The following is a 19,185-nucleotide window of genomic DNA, read 5'->3' as shown; positions in this document are numbered from 1 at the left end:
TAAGGCGTAGCCGCCGCCCGGCGTTTAACTACCGCTCCCTCAGCGCCTCTTTCGCCCGGTTAAACGGCTTAATCATATAATCCAGCACCGTTTTCTCTCCGGTCTTAATATCCACCGTCGCAATCATCCCCGGCACAATCGAAAAATGCCTGCCCGCCTTGTTCACCAGATAATCCTGGCTGGTGCGAATGAATACGCGGTAATAGAACACCTCCGGCTTCGCTTCGTCCTGAATGGTGTCCGGCGAAATGGTTTCCACCACCCCGTGCAGCCCGCCGTAAATCGCGTAATCGTAGGCGGTGATTTTCACCAGCGCCTCCTGATTAGGGTGGATAAAGGCGATGTCGCGCGGCGAGAGGCGGGTTTCAATCAGCAGGTGATCGTCCACCGGCACAATTTCCATCAGCTCGCCGTTGGGCGGTATAACGCCGCCGATGGTGGTCACCTTGATGTTTTTCACGATCCCGCGCACCGGCGATTTCACCGTCAGGCGGGTAACGGAATCCTCCCGACCTTTCAGGATCGCTGACACCATGTCCACCTCAGCGTTGGCCTTCGACAGCGCTTCACGGGCCTGCACGTAATACTGAGAACGCACGTCGGTGAGCTTCAGCTCCAGATCGCTTTTCTGCCGTTGCAGGCGCAGCACCTCCACGTGGCTGGCGGCCCCGGTTTTTACCAGCCGCTGGGTGATCGCCAGCTCTTTATTGGCCAGCGCTAACGCGGAGCGGAGTTCACGCTGCGTATCCTCCAGCTGGGCGCGACGCGAATTGTAGAGCCGCGTTTCGGCGGCGGTCAGGTCGGTCCATTTCGCCAGCGAAGGGGGGAATTTCAGCGGGAGGTCGTTGACCTCGGCGTACAGGCGCGCGCTGGAGGCCAGCGACGCGCGGTAGCGCGCCGCGCTTTCGCCAACGTTAGATTCCGAGCGGGTAGGATCCAGCCGCGCCAGCACCTGTCCGGCCTGCACCTGATCGCCTTCGTGCACGTTCAGCTCGGTGAGGATCCCCCCATCCAGCGACTGCAACACCTGCTCGCGCGAGCTGGGGATCACTTTTCCGGTGCCGGTTGAGACTTCGTCCAGCACTCCGAACCACGCCCAGATGCCGAGCACCACAAACATCACCAGGGAGAAGAAAACGATGCGCCGGGCGCCGGTATAACCGCTTTCGGAATCGAGCGCGTTATCCAGATCTTCTACTGCGGCGACGTCACGCTGACTGATTTTCATTTTTCCACTCCCGTCCGGTTGCCTGCTGCTGTTGCTGCATACGGCTGTTGTTCAGCGCCTGCGCTTTTGGCGCGTCCATCACCAGCATGCCGTCTTTAAGCACCACCACGCGCTCCACCAGCTCCAGCACCGGCACGCGGTGGGTAGCAACCACCAGCGTACGGTTGCCAAGCCACGCCCCGAGACGCTGAATAAATTCCCGCTCGGTGTGTTCATCCAGGGAGGCGGTCGGTTCGTCCATCAGCACGATATTCGGGTCGCGCAGCAGCATCCGCGCCAGCAGAATGGACTGCCGCTGCCCGCCGGACAGCCCGACGCCGTTCTCCATAATCGGGTAATCCAGCCCCTTTGGTAGCTTCTGCACAAAGCTGGCCGCGCCGCACATCTCCAGCACCTCGAAGATCTCTTCGTCGGTGGCGCGGGGCATGCCGAGCGTGATGTTTTCGCGCAGAGTGCCGTAAAACAGCCGCGCGTTCTGGGTCATAAAGCCGACGTTTCGCCGCACGTCCGCCACGTCCAGATGCGGCAGGCTGAGGTTGTCGAGCCGCAGCTCGCCGCCCGCCAGATCCATTCCACCCGCCATCGCCTGTAGCAGGGTTGATTTCCCCGCACCGTTGCGCCCGAGGATCGCCACTTTTTCGCCCGCTTTGATCTCCAGGCGGTTAATGCGCAGCGCCATGCGCGGATCTTCCGGGTGATAGCGGAACTGCGCCTGCTCGAAAAGATAGTGGCCGCGCAGCACGTCCTGGCGGATCGGCGTCTCTTCGCGCTGGTTCTCGGTCGGCAGCTGCATAATGCTGTCCAGCCCCTCTTTGGCCGCTTTAACCTGCTGCCAGCGGGCCAGCACGCCGCACAGCGTCGCCATCGGGGCGATCATCCGCGAGGCCAGCATCGAGGCGGCCACCACCGAACCGGTGGTTAAGGTGCCGTCGATCACCATCGGCGCGCCCACCACGATCACCCCGGCATAGACCAGGCTCTGGATGGTCATCCCCCAGCTGATCAGGTTCTGGGTCAGCTCGCGGGTGCGCAGACCGGATTCGGCGGTGATCTGGATATAGCTGTTCCACTGCTGCAAAAAGCGGTTCTCCGCCTGCATCAGCTTGATGTCCTCCAGCCCCTGCACGCTCTCCACCAGCACCGCGTTGCGCAGGGTGGATTCATGCGCCGACTGCTTCGCCAGCTCCGCCAGCTTCTTTTGCAGCAGCAGGCCGGGCAGAACCATGATCAGCGCCGCGACCGGGGCGATCCACGCCAGCTGCGGGGCGATGATCGCCAGCACGATCACGAACAGGATAAAGAACGGCAGATCGACGATGGTGGAAATGGTGGAGGAGGTGACCATCTCGCGGATCTGCTCCAGCTCGCGCAGCTGGGAGATAAAGCTTCCCGTCGATCGCGGAATGGCGCTGTGGCGCAGCCGCAGCGCGTGGCCAAACACGCGATCCGACACGCGCAGATCCGAGCGCTTGCCCAGCAGATCCATAATGTGCCCGCGCGCCACGCGCAGCACAAAGCCAAACAGGGTGGCGATCAGTACCCCAATGGTCAGCACGTAGAGCGTCGGGTAGGACTGGGCGGGGATCACCCGGTCGTACACCTGCATGGAAAACACAATGCCGGAAAGGGAGAGCACGTTGATAAAGAGCGCCGCAAGCATTACCCAGCTGTAAGGGCGCAGGTCGCGCATCACCAGCCGGTAGAGCCAGTCCGGGCGGTATTTTGAGATATAGGCATCCACGCGGCTGTCCTTCAGCGCCGCCAGCGGACGCAGGGCAATAACGTGGCGGATGGCGGGCAGCATCGCGCTCATCGACAGGCGGTTGGTGTGCGTGTTGTCGTCGAAAAAGCTGACCTCCAGCGTATCCTCGCCGTCGAAATTGTCGATCACGCCGATTTTGCCGTCGTTCAGCTCCACCACCACCGGCAGACGCCAGCTGTTGATGGACTGCTGGTCGGCCGTCAGCAACTGGAAGGTCAGCCCGGCTTCACGGGCGAGCTGAGTCAGCGCGGGCACCATCGGTTTGCCTTTCAGCCACGGCGCGCCCGCGACGAGCGAGCCTGGCGAGCAGGCAACGCGATAGCGCGTCGCCACATAGCCAAACGCCTGCGCCCACTGCTCCAGCGCCTCATCCGTCATGTTTTCACCCTGCGGGATATCGCGTTGCTTCATGGCTGGATCTCCACGGTCTGGATGGTGCGGTTTTCAAGATCGAACGCGTGACGCAGGCGTCCGGTTTGGTAGAGGCAGTTCAGCTGAAGCTGATGCAGCTGTCCGGCAGTTTGCTGCTGGGTAAAGCGCGCCTGATAAACCTCCTGCTCGGCGTTAAGCACGTCGAGCAGCGGGCGGGAACCGAGATCGAGATACTGCTGCTGATACAGCTCGCGGGTGCGGGCGCTGAGCGCTTCCTGACGGCCCTGGATCTGAAGCGTGCTCATCAGGCTCATCACCTGGCTGCGCGCCTCCAGCAGCTTTTGCCGCACCTCAAGACGGGTGCGCTGAATGGTGGACTGGGCGGATTCCACCGCGTGTCCGGCGGCGTTACGCCGGGCGGTGAGGCCGCCGCCCTGATAGAGCGGCATCTGCACCTTTATCCACGCGGAGTACTGGGTGCGGTCGCGGGTTTCGTTGCCGGAGTAACGGTCGTTAAGATAGTGGCGAACCTCCGGCTCCAGCGAGACGGTAGGGGTCATCTGCGCGTTGGCGTAGTCAAGGTTAGCCTGCGCGACGTTGGCCTGCGCCCAGGCGGCTAACACCGAGGGCACCAGACGATCGTCCGGCTCGGCGATGTCGCAGCTGCGGGCCAGGCTCTGCGGAAACTCATTGCTGACCGCGTTCAGGCTGTCCCAGCCCAGCATGCTCATCAGCGTGGCGCGCGAGCTGTCGAGGCTGGCCTGATACTGCATCAGCTGCGCGCGCGCGCCTTCGATACGGGCGTCGGTCTGCACCACGTCAGAGAGCGACGTGGCGCCTTCGTCATTACGCAGCTTCGTCAGCGAGCCGATGGAGGTCAGGGCGTCCAGCTGTTCTTTGGCCGTCTCGACCATCTGCTGCCAGGTTTGCACCTGCACCATGGCGATGGCGGTATCGTGGGCGATGGTGTCGATGCTTACCAGCACGTTAGCCTGCTGCTGGGCGACGCCCGCGTTTTCAGCGCGCACCTGGCTGGCGACTTTGCCAAAGTCATAGAGCATCTGCGAAAGGGAAAGCACCAGCGAGGGGGTAAAGCCGTTATCGTCGCCGTCGTGGGTATAGCCGTTATCCATGCCAGCGTTGATTTGTGGGTAATATTTTGATTTGGCGACGTCCACATTTTCGCTCTGCTGATAGAGCTTGCCGACGGCTTCACTGATGGCCGGATGCCAGGTCACGGCGCGGTTAACGGCTTCATTCAGCTGAAGCGTGCCGGGGGCGGCCTTGCCGGCAACGGGCGCCACGCGACCGTTTAACGAGGGGAGTTCCTGCGTTTCGCGTAATTGTCCGGTATTAATCATCGCCGCAGGGTTTGCCGCGATAGCGGGCACAGATATCAGGCAGCACGAGAGCCACCAGTAAGGCATCTTCTTTCCCATGTCTTGTCCCTAATAAAAGAGTACTGCTTTATTGTTTATGCCCGGGCGCTGCGCGCCCGGGTCATTTATTGCACGTGCTATCAGGTAATGATGTGCTGCTGGTTTACAAGCTCGTCGTAGGTGGTCTGAACGTTATCAAGCGTAACGAGCGTAGATTTAGTGTAGGCGGCTCCCGTGCCGTCACGGTCGATGGAGATCACAGTATTGCCACCGCTTTGTGAAACAGAGACATAGTTCCCAAGCGTCGACGCGCTACCGTTCCAGCCCACCAGCAGATCGCCAATGTCGATCTTGTCTCCCTGCGCCAGGGAGAAGTTCGTCCAGTGGTCACCGCCAGCGCTGGTGATGTTGCCCCCCGTTGCGTTACCCGCCGTATTGTTCAACACCTGATAAATCAGCGTGTCGCCATAGGCCGTGCCGCTGATGAGATCGTTATGCTCCGAACTGACAAATTTCGGCGCCATGTTGATGGTCAGCGACGCAGTATCCTTACTACCGTTGGCATCGGTCAGGGTGTAGTTAAAGACCTCCTTGCTGGTAATGGTAGAGAACGATATCCCCGGGTTGAGCGTGTAGGTGTAGCTGCCGTCTGCGGCAATCGCCAGCGTGCCGTAGTGGCCCGTAATGTTCACCTGCGTGCTGCCGGTGTACGGATCCAGCGTGGTGGTCACGCCGTCGTAGCCGGTAATGCTGAGGCGGGTATCCACCGAGTGCAGCTGGTCCATTGCGCCTGCGGAGCCGGTGCCGTCGAAGATATTGCCTTCAACGGTGTGGGTGCCCGTGGCGTCGAACTGCGACAGCGAGTAGCTGGTGCCGGTAACGCTTGGGGTAACGGTGATATTCCCCACCCCCAGTGGCCCCATTTTGCCGGTATAGTTCAGCGTATAGGTTCCCGCCTCCAGATCGAGTCCCGTCAGGTTGATGGTCGCCCTGCCGCCCAGCAGCAGCCCGCCGTTGAACGAGCCGGATCGGATGGTGGTGGTGCCGTTGGTCAGCGTCCAGTCCACCGTTAACCCGGTAAGCGTCAGCAGCGAGGCGACGTTAAACGACAGCACCACGTTATGCAGCGCGGTATTAGGATCCACCACGAAGGTACCGGTGCCGGTACCCTGGGTTGAGGTAAGCAGCGCGGCGTTCCAGCTCGCCGAGCCGACGGTGGTATCCGAGTAGGCTGCGGTGCGGTGTACCGAGTTCACGTCCATCGCCGTGCTGACATCGTTCACCGCGTCCATTGGCCGCGCGGTTGGGGTGATGTTCAGCGATGCCGTGTCTTTCGAGCCGTTCGGCGCGGTGATGGTATAAACGAAGGTATCCGGCGTGCTGATGCTGTCAGCACCGACCCCGCTCTTCAGGGTGTAGGTGTACTCCCCGGCCGCGTTGATCCGCAGCGTACCGTACTCGCCGGTAATCTCCGTCAGACCATTACCGTTCACCGTCACGCCGTTAACGTCGGAGACCACGGTACCCGCCGGTGCGATATCGTCGGACAGCACATCTCCGGTGGTGGACTCGCTCACGCTTGCCACGCTGTAGACATGATCCTGCAAGACGTTCAGCGTGTAGGCCGTCAGCGCGGTGATCCCCGCCGCCGTATTCAGCAGGAACAGGTACTCGCCGGCGGGCAGGTTCAGCGTCAGCTGCGGCGAGGTGCCGCCCAGCAGCGGCGCGCGCAGCCAGCCCGGTTCAACGCGCATCTGCTCGAAGGTCTGCGTCGCATTGTTGAACTTATAGATGTAGAGGTCGAACACCGAGGCCAGCGCCACGCCGCCCACGGAGGCCTGAACGGTCATGGTGCGGGTGGTGCCTTCTTCCACGTTATAGATGATCGGGTTGGCCAGATCGTCCAGCAGGTTCAGCCCCAGCGTATTGCCAAGGTTAATGCCCACCAGGGTAAAGCCGCCCTGCGACGACGGACCGTTGTTAATGGCCTCAACGGTCGTGTCGAAGGTCAGCGAGGCGGTATCGTCCACGGCCACGATCCCGCTGCTGGTGGCGCCTTCGCCCAGCGACAGAACCAGATTTGCCGAGGCGCTGGTGCCGTTGTGGGTGATGGTGTAGGTAAAGCTCTCCGTGCGGCCAATGACCGAGGCGCTGGTATTGGTCAGGTTATAGGTATAGCTGCCGTCCAGGTTGATGGTCAGCGTGCCGTACTGCCCCTGAATCACCGTGCCGTCAGCCGTAACGCTGGTGGTGGTGCCCTGGGCGTTGGTGACCGCGGTGACGGTGGTGCCCGCCGGGGCGTTGTCGCTGCCTGCGGTTGGGTCAACGTCGGTGATCACGTTACCCGCAAGGCTGGTGTCGCCGGACACGGTACCCGCGCTGGTCTCTTTCACCGCCACGTCGAGGCTGGTGTAGGAGCCGGTTGCCAGCAGGTTGGTGTTGTAGCTCAGGACGCGATACTGGCCATTCGCCAGGCCGGTCAGGTTGAGCGACACCCCCGCCGCGCCGAGGGTCAACAGGTCAGCGAACTGCGGCTGTCCGGTATCCACAACGGTAGTCCAGGTATTGTTGACGGCGTCAAAGCGCTGCACCACCAGCTCAAGGGTGTTGAGCAGGGAAAGCACGGCACCCGTGGCGTTGGCGTTCACGGCAATATCCGCCGTGCCGCCGCTGCCGACGGTGAAACCTACCTGCGCGGTGTCGTTGCCGAGCAGCGTCAGCACGTTACCCACGGCGCCCACCAGCAGGAAACCGTAGTCGCTGTACTGCGAGTTGGTCACCGTGGCGGTGGTCGTCAGCGCAAGCTCCTCAGCGTTGGTGCTGGCCGACAGCGGCACCACCGGCGCAAGGGCTGAGCCAGGCAGCGAGACGTTGCCTGCCGCATCGGTGGCGGTGATTTGCAGCGTCTGGCCTTCCGTCTGTTTATTGAGGAAGGTGTAGCTCCAGCTGCCGTTGCTGTCCGCCGTGGCGGTGACCGTTGAATTATCCGCCAGGCGGATGGTGACGGTGCTGCCCGCTTCGGCGCTGCCGGTCAGTACGCTGCCGTCTGCGTTGAAGGTCCCGGTCGGGGCCGTTGGCGCAGTGAGATCGACAATCACGGTCGTCGGCGTGGAAATCGGGCTGGTGCCCGAGCCGTTGCTCGCCGTGGCGGTGAAGGCATGCGGGCCTTCACTCAGTACCGGCGTGGTGAAGCTCCAGTTGCCGCTGGCATTCGCGGTGACCGTGCCCATCAGCACCCCGTTGTTATACAGGGTGATGGTCGCGTTCGGCTGCGCCGTACCGCTCAGGGTTGGCGTGGTGTCATCGGTGGTTTTTCCGTTGGTCAGGTTGCCCGTCACCGTCCCGACGTTATCGTCGATGGTGGCGATAACCGGCGCGTTCGGGATCGCCGTGACTGGAGCAATCACGGAGGTGGTAATACCCGCGTTACCGGCCTTATCGGTAGCAAAGACGATCAGGGATTCGCCGGCGGTCTGGGCAGGGGTGATGGTGGCGCTAAAGTTCCCGCTACCGTCAGCGACGGCCGTTCCAAGAACGGTTCCGGTGCTGCTGGTGATGGTGACAGTGCTTCCCGCTTCCGCCGTACCGGTCACCTGCGTACCGTTGGTGATCACCGCCAGGCCCGCCGGGGCTGGTGGCGGCGTCAGGTCAACGTTAATCGTGATAATCGGTGATGCCACGCTGGTATTGCCCGCGGCGTCGGTGGCGGTGGCGGTGAAGTTATGCGCGCCTTCCGTCAGCGTGGTGCTGGTTTGCGGCAGCGTCCAGTTGCCGTTGGCATCCGCGGTGACCGTACCCACCAGCGTCGCACCGTCGTAAATACGTACGGTGGAATTGGCTTCCGCCGTGCCGCTTAACGTTGGACGCGTATCGTTGGTTGGGTTGGTGCCGGTGACAGGGCCGGTGACGGTTCCCACATCATCCACAATCGAGGTGATGGCCGGCGCGACAGGGGCGGTGGCATCCACATTGATGGTGTAGCCGCCGGTCTGCGCGCTGGCGTTGCCCACGGCGTCGGTGGCGGAGAAGGTCAGATTGTGCGGCCCGTCAGCCAGCGGGGTAGATGGCGTAAAGCTCCACGCGCCGCCGGTGGCGACAGCGGTGCCAATCTGTACCCCATTATCAAAGATGGTGATCGTCGCGCCGGCTTCTGCCGTACCGGTGAGCGTTGGTCGGGCATCATTGGTTAACCCGCCGTTGGCGACAGGCGTCGCAGCGTTACCGACGTCATCGGTGATGCTGGTCAGCACCGGCAGCGCTGGCGGCGTGGTATCAATGGTCAGGCTGAAGTCGCCGGATGGCGCGCTGGTGTTGCCCGCCTGATCCGTGGCTTCTGCCGTAAAGGTATGCGGCCCGTTGTCCAGCGGCACGGTGATATCGATAGTCCAGTTGCCGTTGGCATCGGCAGTACCGGTGCCCACCAGCGTGTTGCCCTCATAGATATTCACGGTTGCCAGCGGCTCGCTGGTCCCCACCAGGCGCGGAAGAGGATCGTTGGTGGTCTGGCCGGAACCGATCGCCCCGGTGATGGTGCCAACATCGTCAATCGCCTGCGTGATAACGGGCGCGACAGGCACGGTCGTATCCACAACCAGCGTGAAGCCCGGTGAGGCAGGGCTGACGTTGCCCGCGGCGTCGGTTGCCGTGGCGGTCCAGGTGTGGCTGCCGTTTGCCAGCGTGCCGGGGGTGAAGCTCCATACGCCGTTGGCATCCGCCACGGCGGTGCCCACCTGCTGACCATTCTCATAAATGGTGATGGTCGCGTTGGCCGCCGCGGTGCCGTTCAGCGTTGGCGTGGTATCGTCTGTGCTTTGCCCCGAAGCGACCGGGCCCAGTACGGTGCCAACGTTATCGGTGGCTGGCGTAAAGACCGGTGCAACGGGTACCGACGTATCCACCGTCAGGTTGAACGGCGGCGAGGTGTCGCCGGTATTGCCTGCGGCGTCGGTGGCGTTGAAGGTAATGGTGTGTGGCCCTTCACTCAGCGCGGTGGTCGGCGTGAAGCTCCAGGTACCCTGGGCGTTGACGACCGCCGTGCCAATTTCCACGTCATCAACAATAACGTGTACCGTTGCGCCCACTTCCCCCGTACCGTTGAAGGTTGGACGGGTGTCGTTGGTGGCCCCGTTGCTGGCGAGGGTTCCCGTTCCCGGGCCCACGTCGTCTATCACCGTCGTGACGACCGGAGCCGCAGGGCCAGCGGTATCCACCGTAAAGGCGAACACTGGCGAGTTGGCGGAGACGTTTCCGACGTCATCGCTGGCGTTAACGCGCAGGTTATACGTCCCGTCCGTCAGGACCGGATCCGGCGTAAAGGTCCAGTTGCCGCTGCTGTCGACCGTGGTGGTACCAATCTCCACGCCGTTATTCAGCACGTGAATGGTGGTGCCCGCCTGGCCGGTGCCGCTAAGGGTTGGCGTGGTGTCATTGGTGACCTGCCCGGCGGAAAGCGGGCCGGTTACGCCACCCGGGGCGTTGTCGCTGACCGAATCGATCGTCGGCACCTGTGGCGCCGTCAGATCGATATTGACGCTCCAGACGCCGGACGGCTGGCTAACGTTGCCCTGCGGATCCGTCGCTCTGACGGTAAAGTCATGCGTCCCTTCGCCGAGGGCGGTTTCCGGGGTAAAGGTCCAGGCGCCGGTACTGTCTGCTGCCACGGTACCAATCTGCGTGGTGCCATCAAATATGGCGACGACGCTGTTCGGCTCTGCGGTGCCGGTCAGGGTTGGCGTGGTGTCGTTGGTCGGATCGCCGCTTGGTACAGGCGTTGCGGCATTGCCCGCGTTATCCGTCACGCTGGTTATCACCGGCGTGGTGGAGACGGTATCGACAACGATGGTGATCCCTGCCGATGGGGTGCTTTCATTCCCTGCCGGGTCGGTGGCGGTGACGGTCAGGGTGTGACTGCCGTCATCCAGCGCAGGCGGCGTATAGCTCCAGGTGCCGGTTGGCCCGACGAGAACGGTGCCCAGCGGGTCGCCGTTATTGTAAATCGTAATGGTGTCCCCGGCCGTGCCTGTCCCGGTGAGGGTAGGACGGTTGTCGTTGGTGCTCTGCCCGTCGGCGATAGGGCCAGTAACCGGACCCACATCATCGGTCACCGCACCGATGGCTGGCGCTGTCGGGGCGGTGAGGTCGACGGTGACGGTCGCGATCGGCGACTGCCCGCTGGTCTCGCCGGTGGTGGTATTCGTGGCGGTCACGGCAAAGGTATGTGGCCCTTCCGTCAGCGGCAGGAGCGGCGTGTAGCTCCAGTTGCCGTTGGTATCCGCAACGACAGTGGTCACCGGAAGCAGCGATCCATCCTGATAAATGGCGATCACGCTGCCCGGATCGGCGGTGCCGGTAAGGGTAGGCGTGGTGTCATTGGTGGTTTTATCTTTCACGTCGCCCGTGACGGGATCGACGTCATCGTTGATTGCCGTAATCACCGGTACCGCAGGCAGATCGAGCGTGGACTCCGGCACGTCAAAGGTGGTTGACGGGCTGGCGTTTCCTGCTGCGTCCGTGGCGATCAGCGTCAGCGTGGTGGCATCCAGCTGGGCCGGCGAGAGGGCGATGGTGAAGGTACCTCCCGTCGCAACGCCGGTTCCGATGATATTGCCGTTGGCGTCACGTACCGTCACGGTGGTGCCATCTTCCGCCGTACCGGTCAGCGGCGTACCCTGCTCGGCGATGTCGATATTCGTTGGCGTTGCAGGCGGCAGCGTATCCACCGTCACGCTGAGATCGCCGGAGCTGACGGAGGTATTCCCCGCGGCATCACTCGCGGCGACCGAGAAGGTGTGCGGCCCTTCCGCGAGCGCAGGGTCGGCGGTCCAGGTCCACGTCCCGTTCGGCTGAACCACCACCACGACCGGAGAGGCGACGCCGTCAACGGTGACCGTTACGTTCGAACCCGGCTCGCCGATCCCGGTAAGGGTTGGTGTGCCGTCACGGGTGTAAAGCACGCTGTTTGCCAGCTGGCTGTCAGAGACGGCGTCAATTTGCGGTACGGTTGGCGTCTGGGTATCGACCGTCACGCTAAAGACCGGGCTGACCGGGCTAAGGTTACCCGCATCATCCACCGCGGCAACGGTGATGTTCAGCGGGCCATCGGTTTGCGTCGGCAGGGTATAGGACCATTGACCGTTAACGACATCAACGCGATCCACCTCCACGCCGTTGTTGTAGATGATCACCGTTTCGCCGGTGGTGCCGGTGCCGCTCAGGGTTGGCGTAGTGTCGTTAGTAGACCCGCCGTTCTGCGCGCCAGCGATGTCGCTGATGACCGGGGTAGTCGGATCAAGGGTATCTACCGTTATCGTGATACCGGCTGATGGCAAAGATTCATTGCCGGATTCATCGGTGGCGGTCGCCGTGTATTCGTGCGTCCCTTCGCCGATGTTGCTCTCCGGACGCCAGGTCCAGTTGCCGTTACCGTCTACCGTAACGCTGCCTACGGCCTGCGGCGCGCCTGTACCCACCTGGTCATAGATGGTAATGACGTCGTTTGGCGTACCGGTCCCGCTCAGTACCGGACGCGGATCGTTGGTGGATCCGCCATCGGCCACCGGACCGGTGATCTGGCTCACGCTGTCCGTCACCACCGGAACACCCGGCGCGGCAGGGGCGTCGCTGTCAATGGTAATGGTCACCGGCGTGGACGGCGCGCTTTCGTTCCCGGCGCTGTCCTGGTTGGTCACCGTCAGGGAGAGATCGTAGGTGCCGTCAGGCAGCGGGGTAGTTGGAGTCCAGGTCCAGTTGCCGTCGCCGTCGATCTCGGCTTCACCAATTTTGGTGGCGCCATCGTAAATGTTCACGGTATCCCCCGGCGTGCCCGAGCCGCTCAGGGTTGGCGTGGTATCGCGGGTAGTCTCCCCCGGATTCAGGGCAGTACCCGGCGTGCCGCCGTCCGGGTTGACGGTAATGTCAGGAATATCCGGCGTTGCAGGCGCGGTCGTGTCGATCGCCAGCTCAAACGGTGGCGAGATGGTGGTGTTACCCGCTTCATCCGTGGCGTGGACCGTCAGCGAATGCGGACCCTCCGTCAGCGGCGTGGTTGGCGTAAAGCTCCAGCCGCCGCTGCCGTCGAGCACGGCCGTGCCGAGCAGGGTGGTGCCGTCGTAGATAGTGATGGTGGTGCCTGCCGGTGCGGTACCCTGCAACTGCGGCAGCGTATCGTCGGTAGTATCCCCGCTGTTAAGCGGAACCTGTACTGGACCAATATTATCGGAGACGGTGTCAATGGTGGCCGCCAGTGGCGGAGTCGTATCGACGGTAAAGGTAAAGCCGCCAGAAGGCGCGCTGGTATTACCTGCCGCATCGCTCGCAACGACGGTGAAGGTATGCTGGCCGTTCACTAATGGCGTGGCAGGCGTAAAGGTCCACGCGCCGGCGCTGTTAACGAGGGCTGTACCAATATCCTGCCCATCCAGACGGATCGTTACGGTGGTTCCCGGCTCGCCGGTACCGTTCACGGTAGGGAGCGTGTCGTTGGTGATGCCATCGCTGTCCAGCGCCCCCGTAGTGCCCGGTACGTCATCAACGACCTGCGTAATGGCCGGGGCGCCCGGAACGGCGGTATCCACCGTGATGCTCCAGGTGTTCGATGTCACGCTGAGGTTGTTGTCGGCATCAACCGCAGTCGCCGTCAGCACGTGCCCGCCGTCCGGCAGCGCGGTAGCCAGCGTGATGGACCACTGGCCGTCAGGCCCAACCGTACCGGTGCCAATGACGGTAGTGCCGCTGTAAAGGGTGATGGTGGTGCCTGGCTCGCCCGTTCCGTTGATGGTTGGCGTGCTGTCGTTGGTGAGACCGTTCTGGCTGACGGGACCGGTATCGCCTGGCGCATCGTCCACCACGCCGGTGATGACCGGGGTTTGCGCTGCGGTGATGTCCGGCGCGTCAAACGGCGTGGTCGGGCCGGTGTTGCCGGCGGTATCGGTGGCATCGGCGGTCAGGGCTTCGCCGTTGGCTTTCGGCGGGATCAGATCAACGCTGAAATTACCCTGATCGTCGGCAACCGCTTCCCCGACCTTCACGCCATTTTCACGAATGGTCACGGTGCTGCCCGGCTCGGCTGTACCGGTCACCGTGGTGCCGTCGGCAGAGATAACCACATTTTCCGGCGCCTGCGGCGGCGTGCTGTCTGGCGCGTCGGCAAAGCCGGACGGGCTGGTGTTGCCGCTGCCGTCGGTAGCCGTCACTTCAAGGGCCTCGCCGTTGGTCTGGGCTGGCGAAATCGGGATAGTGAAGGTGCCATCCGGGCCGGCGGTGGCCTGGCCGATGGTCGTACCGTCTGGCGCTTTAATGATAATCGTGCTGTTTGGCTCGGCGGTTCCGCTGACGCTTGCCCCGTCTTCTGCCACCACAAGGTTACCCGGTGCGGCAGGAGGGGTGATATCCGCGGCGTTAACCAGCGCCGGTGAACTCTGGTTGCCTGCCGCATCGGAAGCGACCACGGAGATGATCTCGCCGTTCACTTGTGCAGGGTTGAGGTTGGCGACGTAGTTGCCGTTGCTGTCGGCAGTGGCGGTCCCGATTTGCACCCCAGCGTTGTTGGTGATGACAATTTTACTGCCCGGCTCGGCGGTACCGGTGATTTGCGTGCCTGTGGAGTTGAGCGTCGCCTCCGGCATGTCTGGCGGCGTAAGATCGACGGTGAAGTTGATCGGCTCAGACAGGCCGCTTTGGTTGCCTGCCGCATCGGTTTCGCGCAGGGTAATTGAGTGTGCACCCTCTGCCAGCGGCGTTGTCGGCGTGATGCTCCAGGTACCGTTCGGCAGAACGGTGGTGCTGCCAATCGCAACGCCGTTATCGTAAACCGTAATCGTGCTGCCCGGCTCTCCTCGGCCCGTCAGCCGCGGCTGCGACTCGTCGGTAACCTGTCCGGCGGTAATCGCGCCTTTCAGTCCTCCGGTATCGTCGTTAACGATAAATCCTGTTGGTGTAGGCGGGGTGGTGACATCCACCGTTACGGTAAAGGCCGGCGAGGCCGGACCGGTGTTACCGGCGACGTCGGTGGCGCGTACGGTAAGCTGGTGGCTGCCTTCGCTCAGGTTTACCGACGGCGTAAAGCTCCAGCTTCCGTTGCTGCCCACAACCGCAGTGCCAATGGCAATGCCGTTGTCATAGATGGTGACCGTAGAGCCCGCTTCCGCCGTGCCGGTGAGCTGCGGGCGCGGATCGTTCGTGGTGCTTCCGCTTCCGAGCGTGCCGGTATTGGGCGCAACGTCATCGGTTATGCTGACGATCGCCGGGGCACCCGGCGCGACCGTATCTACCACGAAAGTTACCGCCGTGGACGCCGGGCTGGTATTGCCTGCGGCATCGGTCGCGGTGGTGGTAATAGCGTGGTTTCCTTCAGACAGGTTGGTCGACGGGGTAAAGCTCCATTTACCGCTGGCATCGGCCGTGGCGGTACCGATCGGCTTGCCGTTGTCATAGAAGGTAATGACGGTGCCAGCTTCGCTGATGCCGCTAAACGTCGGGCGTGCATCGTCCGTGCGCTGTCCGTTGCTCAGCGGGCCCGCGTCGGTGCCCACGTTATCACTGACGGTGACAATCTGCGGCGCATCCGGCGCGGTGAGATCCGGCGCCGTGACCTGGCCGCCCTGGCTGGTGTTGCCGGACGGATCGGTGGCGGTGGCGGTGATCTGCTCCCCGTTGGTGAGCGGCGTACCGAGATCGATAGTAAATTTACCGTCGCTGCCCGCCTTGCCCGTGCCGATGGTGTTGCCATTGGCATCTTTCAGGGTCACGGTGCTGCCCGGCTCAGCCGTACCGGTCACGGTTTTGCCGTCAGGTGAAACCTCCAGATTGGCAGGCGCATCCGGCGCGGTGAGATCCGGCGCCGTGACCTGGCCGCCCTGGCTGGTATTGCCGGACGGATCGGTGGCAGTGGCGGTGATCTGCTCCCCGTTGGTGAGCGGCGTACCGAGATCGATAGTGAATTTACCGTCGCTGCCGACCTTGCCCGTTCCAATGGTGTTGCCGTCGGCATCTTTCAGGGTCACGGTGCTGCCCGGCTCAGCCGTACCGGTTACGGTTTTGCCGTCAGGTGAAACCTCCAGATTGGCAGGTGCATCCGGCGCGGTGAGATCCGGTGCCGTGACCTGACCGCCCTGGCTGGTATTGCCGGACGGATCGGTGGCGGTGGCGGTGATCTGCTCTCCGTTGGTGAGCGGCGTACCGAGATCGATAGTGAATTTACCGTCGCTGCCGACCTTGCCCGTTCCAATGGTGTTGCCATTGGCATCTTTCAGGGTAATCGTGCTGCCCGGTTCAGCCGTACCGGTTACGGTTTTGCCGTCAGGTGAGACCTGAAGATTGGTGGGGGCATTCGGAGGCGTAGTATCAGGTTCGGAAGGATTTCCCGGATTGCCAGGATTCGGGTTGTTGTTATCGTCATCTCCGCCCCCTCCACCGCCGGTTCCCGCCGCGATGGCAATCCCCCCTGCGACGGCCAGGCCACCCAGCACCCAGGGCCACGCTGCGGCGCCGCCGGCATCGCTCCCTGACGCCGCCAGTAATGCATCGGTGGAGGCGATGGATTCATAGGTCGCGGCACCGGTTGGATCTTCAATCCACCACAGCGCGCCGTCACTCTCCTCAAGTACCAGCTGGCTTACGCCCTGCGCATCAGTGACGTAGAAATTCTTCAGGGTAATCACTTCGCCCGAGTTGAGGGTGATCACCAGATCGTTTCCGCTGCGGGAGTAACCTGCGATGTCGGCTCGATCCACGTTAAGCTTAACGACAGATGAGTGATCGAGTGTTATCTGTGTCCCTTCCGTGGTCGTTTCCACGCCAGTTAATTTAGATATAACAGATATTTGGCTCATACAGTTATTACTCCAGCAGAGTTATTGGTTACGGCGTGTCAAACAAGGCCATCGTTTCTGAAGGGATGAGCGCGCTCCCGGCGAAAATACTGTTTAAAAAACAGAATTTACCGTCACTTTCTTTAGCACGACCGATGCCCGCCAGGATTAAAAGTGGCAACCTCAGGGCAAAGCTAATTATTTAGTCAGGAAACTGTTGTTTATTTATATATTTGCGATTTATAAGCCTTATTATTTGTGCAGGTATTGATTTATTTCGTTATGAAAATGATATAGCTATAAATGTCTGAATATGCAAATTAAGCGTTCGTAAACCCAGCGCGGTTATTGCAGGGGAAATTAATTGATAGCATGAATATATTTCGTTCGCTACAAGGGCGCGTGGCGAAAGGGTTTTGGCGTAAAAGGTGCAACCCTTAAAACGGGGCTGGCAGGGCGATAATAATAATTAAAATGTGCGATATATATATAATTTTGGTTAGGTTTAATTGCTGCTTAATTGCGGTTTAAGTTAGGTTAAATTATCTGGTGTATGATATATTTAAAATTATCTCATTTATAAAATATATTTTCATAGGGCCTTTAATTTCTGCTACTCAAAAAATAAAGTGATTTCTTCTCATGTTTAATAAATAAATGGCCACAAATGTGGCCTTTCAGAAGTAACCGGTTTAGCCGAAAGAAATTAGGCCGATTTCCACGAGGGCGGCTAATGTCAAAAGAATAAAGAGGATAACGACCATTGGTCTGTGCATTTTTACGGTTCCATCCTTGTGTAAAGTCCTGCCCATCGTGTCCTTTGTCATTTTCCATGGTAACGCTGTGCTGTCGTTGATGCTCATCAAAAGGACGCGGTAGATTGAGGAAAATCTGCATCCAGGGCTGGAACCGTTTATCGCTGAGCAGGTTGCGTGGCGGGGAGCTGGCGCCACTGGCGGATGTGCTCGATCAGGGCTCTGAGTTTGGGGGCCATATTGTGGCGTTGGGGAAAATAGAGATAGAAGCCAGGAAAAGACGGAAGAAACGCATCCAGTAAGGAAACCAGCTGTCCTGATTCAATGTACGGCGCGAAGGTATCCTCCGTGGCAAAGGTAATTCCACCGCCCGCCAGCGCCAGACTGAGCATAAGACGCAGATCGTTAGTGGTGATTTGTGGTTCAATGGCCACATCGAAAGGGACGCCTGCTTCTTCAAATTCCCAGCGATAGGGTGCGACGTCCGGGGAAGGGCGCCAGCCGATACACCGATGAGCGACCAGCTCTCGGGGATGCGCCGGTGCGCTGTGCGTCGCCAGATAGGAAGGTGAAGCCACCACCCGTTCACGCTGCTGGCCCGTAAGGGGAACGGCGATCATGTCTTTTTCGATAACTTCGCCCAGCCTCACCCCTGCGTCATAGCCCGCCGCCACGATATCGAATTCCTCATCTGACACGAAGACATCAAGCGATACCGCAGGATGCGCTGCCGCAAACGAGGCGAGCAGGGGGCCAGAAAGAAACGCTTCCGCAATTGAGGTGACCGCGATCCTGAGCTGTCCGCGCGGTGTGCTGTCTGACGTGACATCGTCAAAAGCCGCTTCAATGTTGGCGATGGGCCCCTGCAACGATTTATGCAACCGTTCACCCGCTTCGGTAAGGCTTACCGAGCGCGTGGTGCGCATCACCAGCAGGGTCTGAAACCCATCTTCGAGACGTCTTATCCCCTGGCTGACAGCGGAACGGGTGATGCCCAGCCGCCCGGCGGCCGCGCTAAAGCTGCGCTCCTCGGCGACCGCCAGAAAAAGCGGTAACAAATTAAGATCAATTTTCATTGTTTAACATCGCTAACCAGTGAGTCCAGTAAAGGCAGGATACAAGAAACAATGTTGAGACTCTATGATTGCTTTGAACTCAACTGAAGGAGTAAAACATGAACAAAGTGATCTTAATTACCGGTGCCTCCAGCGGTATTGGAGAAGGTATTGCCAGAGAGCTGGGCAAGGCAGGCGCAAAAGTATTCCTCGGGGCACGCAGGCTGGATCGCATCCACGCTCTGGCTGAAGAAATCCGCAGCGCAGGAGGGGAGGCAGAGGCGCAGGAATTAGATGTAACCCGCCGCCAGTCGATGGCTGCCTTCGTTCAGGCAGCACGGGAAAAGTGGGGCCGCATTGACGTACTGATTAACAACGCGGGCATTATGCCCCTCTCTCCGCTTTCCGCAGGCAAGCAGGATGAGTGGGAACGCACCATTGACGTGAATATTAAAGGCGTACTGTGGGGAATTGGCGCGGTTCTGCCAATTATGGAAGCCCAGAACTCGGGGCAGATCATTAATATTGGCTCGATCGGTGCCTTGTCCGTTGTGCCCACAGCCGCCGTTTATTGTGCAACCAAATTTGCGGTCCGGGCCATTTCCGATGGTTTGCGTCAGGAAAGTTCGAACATCCGCGTGACCTGCGTCAACCCCGGAGTGGTGGAAAGCGAACTGGCCTCGACCATTACGCACGAAGAAACCATGGCGGTGATGGATGCGTACCGGGCTATTGCCCTCAAACCGGCTGATATCGCCCGCGCCGTGCGCCATATCATCGAGGCGCCTGAGAGTGTCGATACCACCGAAATCACCATCAGACCTACG

General features: G+C 61.0%; 6 protein-coding genes. 1 reads left to right on the top strand and 5 read right to left on the bottom strand.

Annotated elements, in window-relative coordinates:
* Window positions 1-28 precede the first annotated feature (28 nt).
* The 5 genes from E0L16_RS02650 to E0L16_RS02630 form a co-directional block, all read right to left on the bottom strand.
* Entirely contained in the window at window positions 29-1,228 is a 1,200-nt protein-coding gene (locus E0L16_RS02650; protein WP_063451808.1) for a beta-barrel domain-containing protein, read from the bottom strand.
* Window positions 1,209-3,401: a type I secretion system permease/ATPase gene (locus tag E0L16_RS02645; protein ID WP_131636265.1), complete on the bottom strand. Its 2,193-nt coding sequence runs from the start codon at window positions 3,399-3,401 to the stop codon at window positions 1,209-1,211. Before E0L16_RS02645 ends, E0L16_RS02650 begins: the two co-directional genes overlap by 20 nt.
* Window positions 3,398-4,801 (bottom strand): TolC family outer membrane protein, encoded by a 1,404-nt coding sequence (locus tag E0L16_RS02640; RefSeq protein ID WP_131636264.1) that lies wholly within the window; start codon window positions 4,799-4,801, stop codon window positions 3,398-3,400. Before E0L16_RS02640 ends, E0L16_RS02645 begins: the two co-directional genes overlap by 4 nt.
* Window positions 4,802-4,881: 80 nt before the next feature.
* Window positions 4,882-16,569 (bottom strand): BapA/Bap/LapF family large adhesin, encoded by an 11,688-nt coding sequence (locus E0L16_RS02635; RefSeq protein WP_131636263.1) that lies wholly within the window; start codon window positions 16,567-16,569, stop codon window positions 4,882-4,884.
* 892 nt (window positions 16,570-17,461) lie between these two features.
* Window positions 17,462-18,379, bottom strand: coding sequence for a LysR family transcriptional regulator (locus tag E0L16_RS02630; protein ID WP_102751119.1), 918 nt, complete (start codon window positions 18,377-18,379; stop codon window positions 17,462-17,464).
* Between the two features lie 98 nt (window positions 18,380-18,477).
* On the opposite strand from E0L16_RS02630, the gene E0L16_RS02625 reads away from it, so the two are divergent.
* Window positions 18,478-19,185 (top strand): SDR family oxidoreductase (locus tag E0L16_RS02625; RefSeq protein WP_131636262.1); only part of this gene is annotated, 708 nt, incomplete at its 3' end.

Source organism: Enterobacter quasihormaechei, from assembly GCF_004331385.1.
GTDB lineage: Bacteria > Pseudomonadota > Gammaproteobacteria > Enterobacterales > Enterobacteriaceae > Enterobacter > Enterobacter quasihormaechei.
Note: the sequence above shows the minus strand (reverse complement) of the source record. Positions and strands in the feature narration are given on the sequence as shown.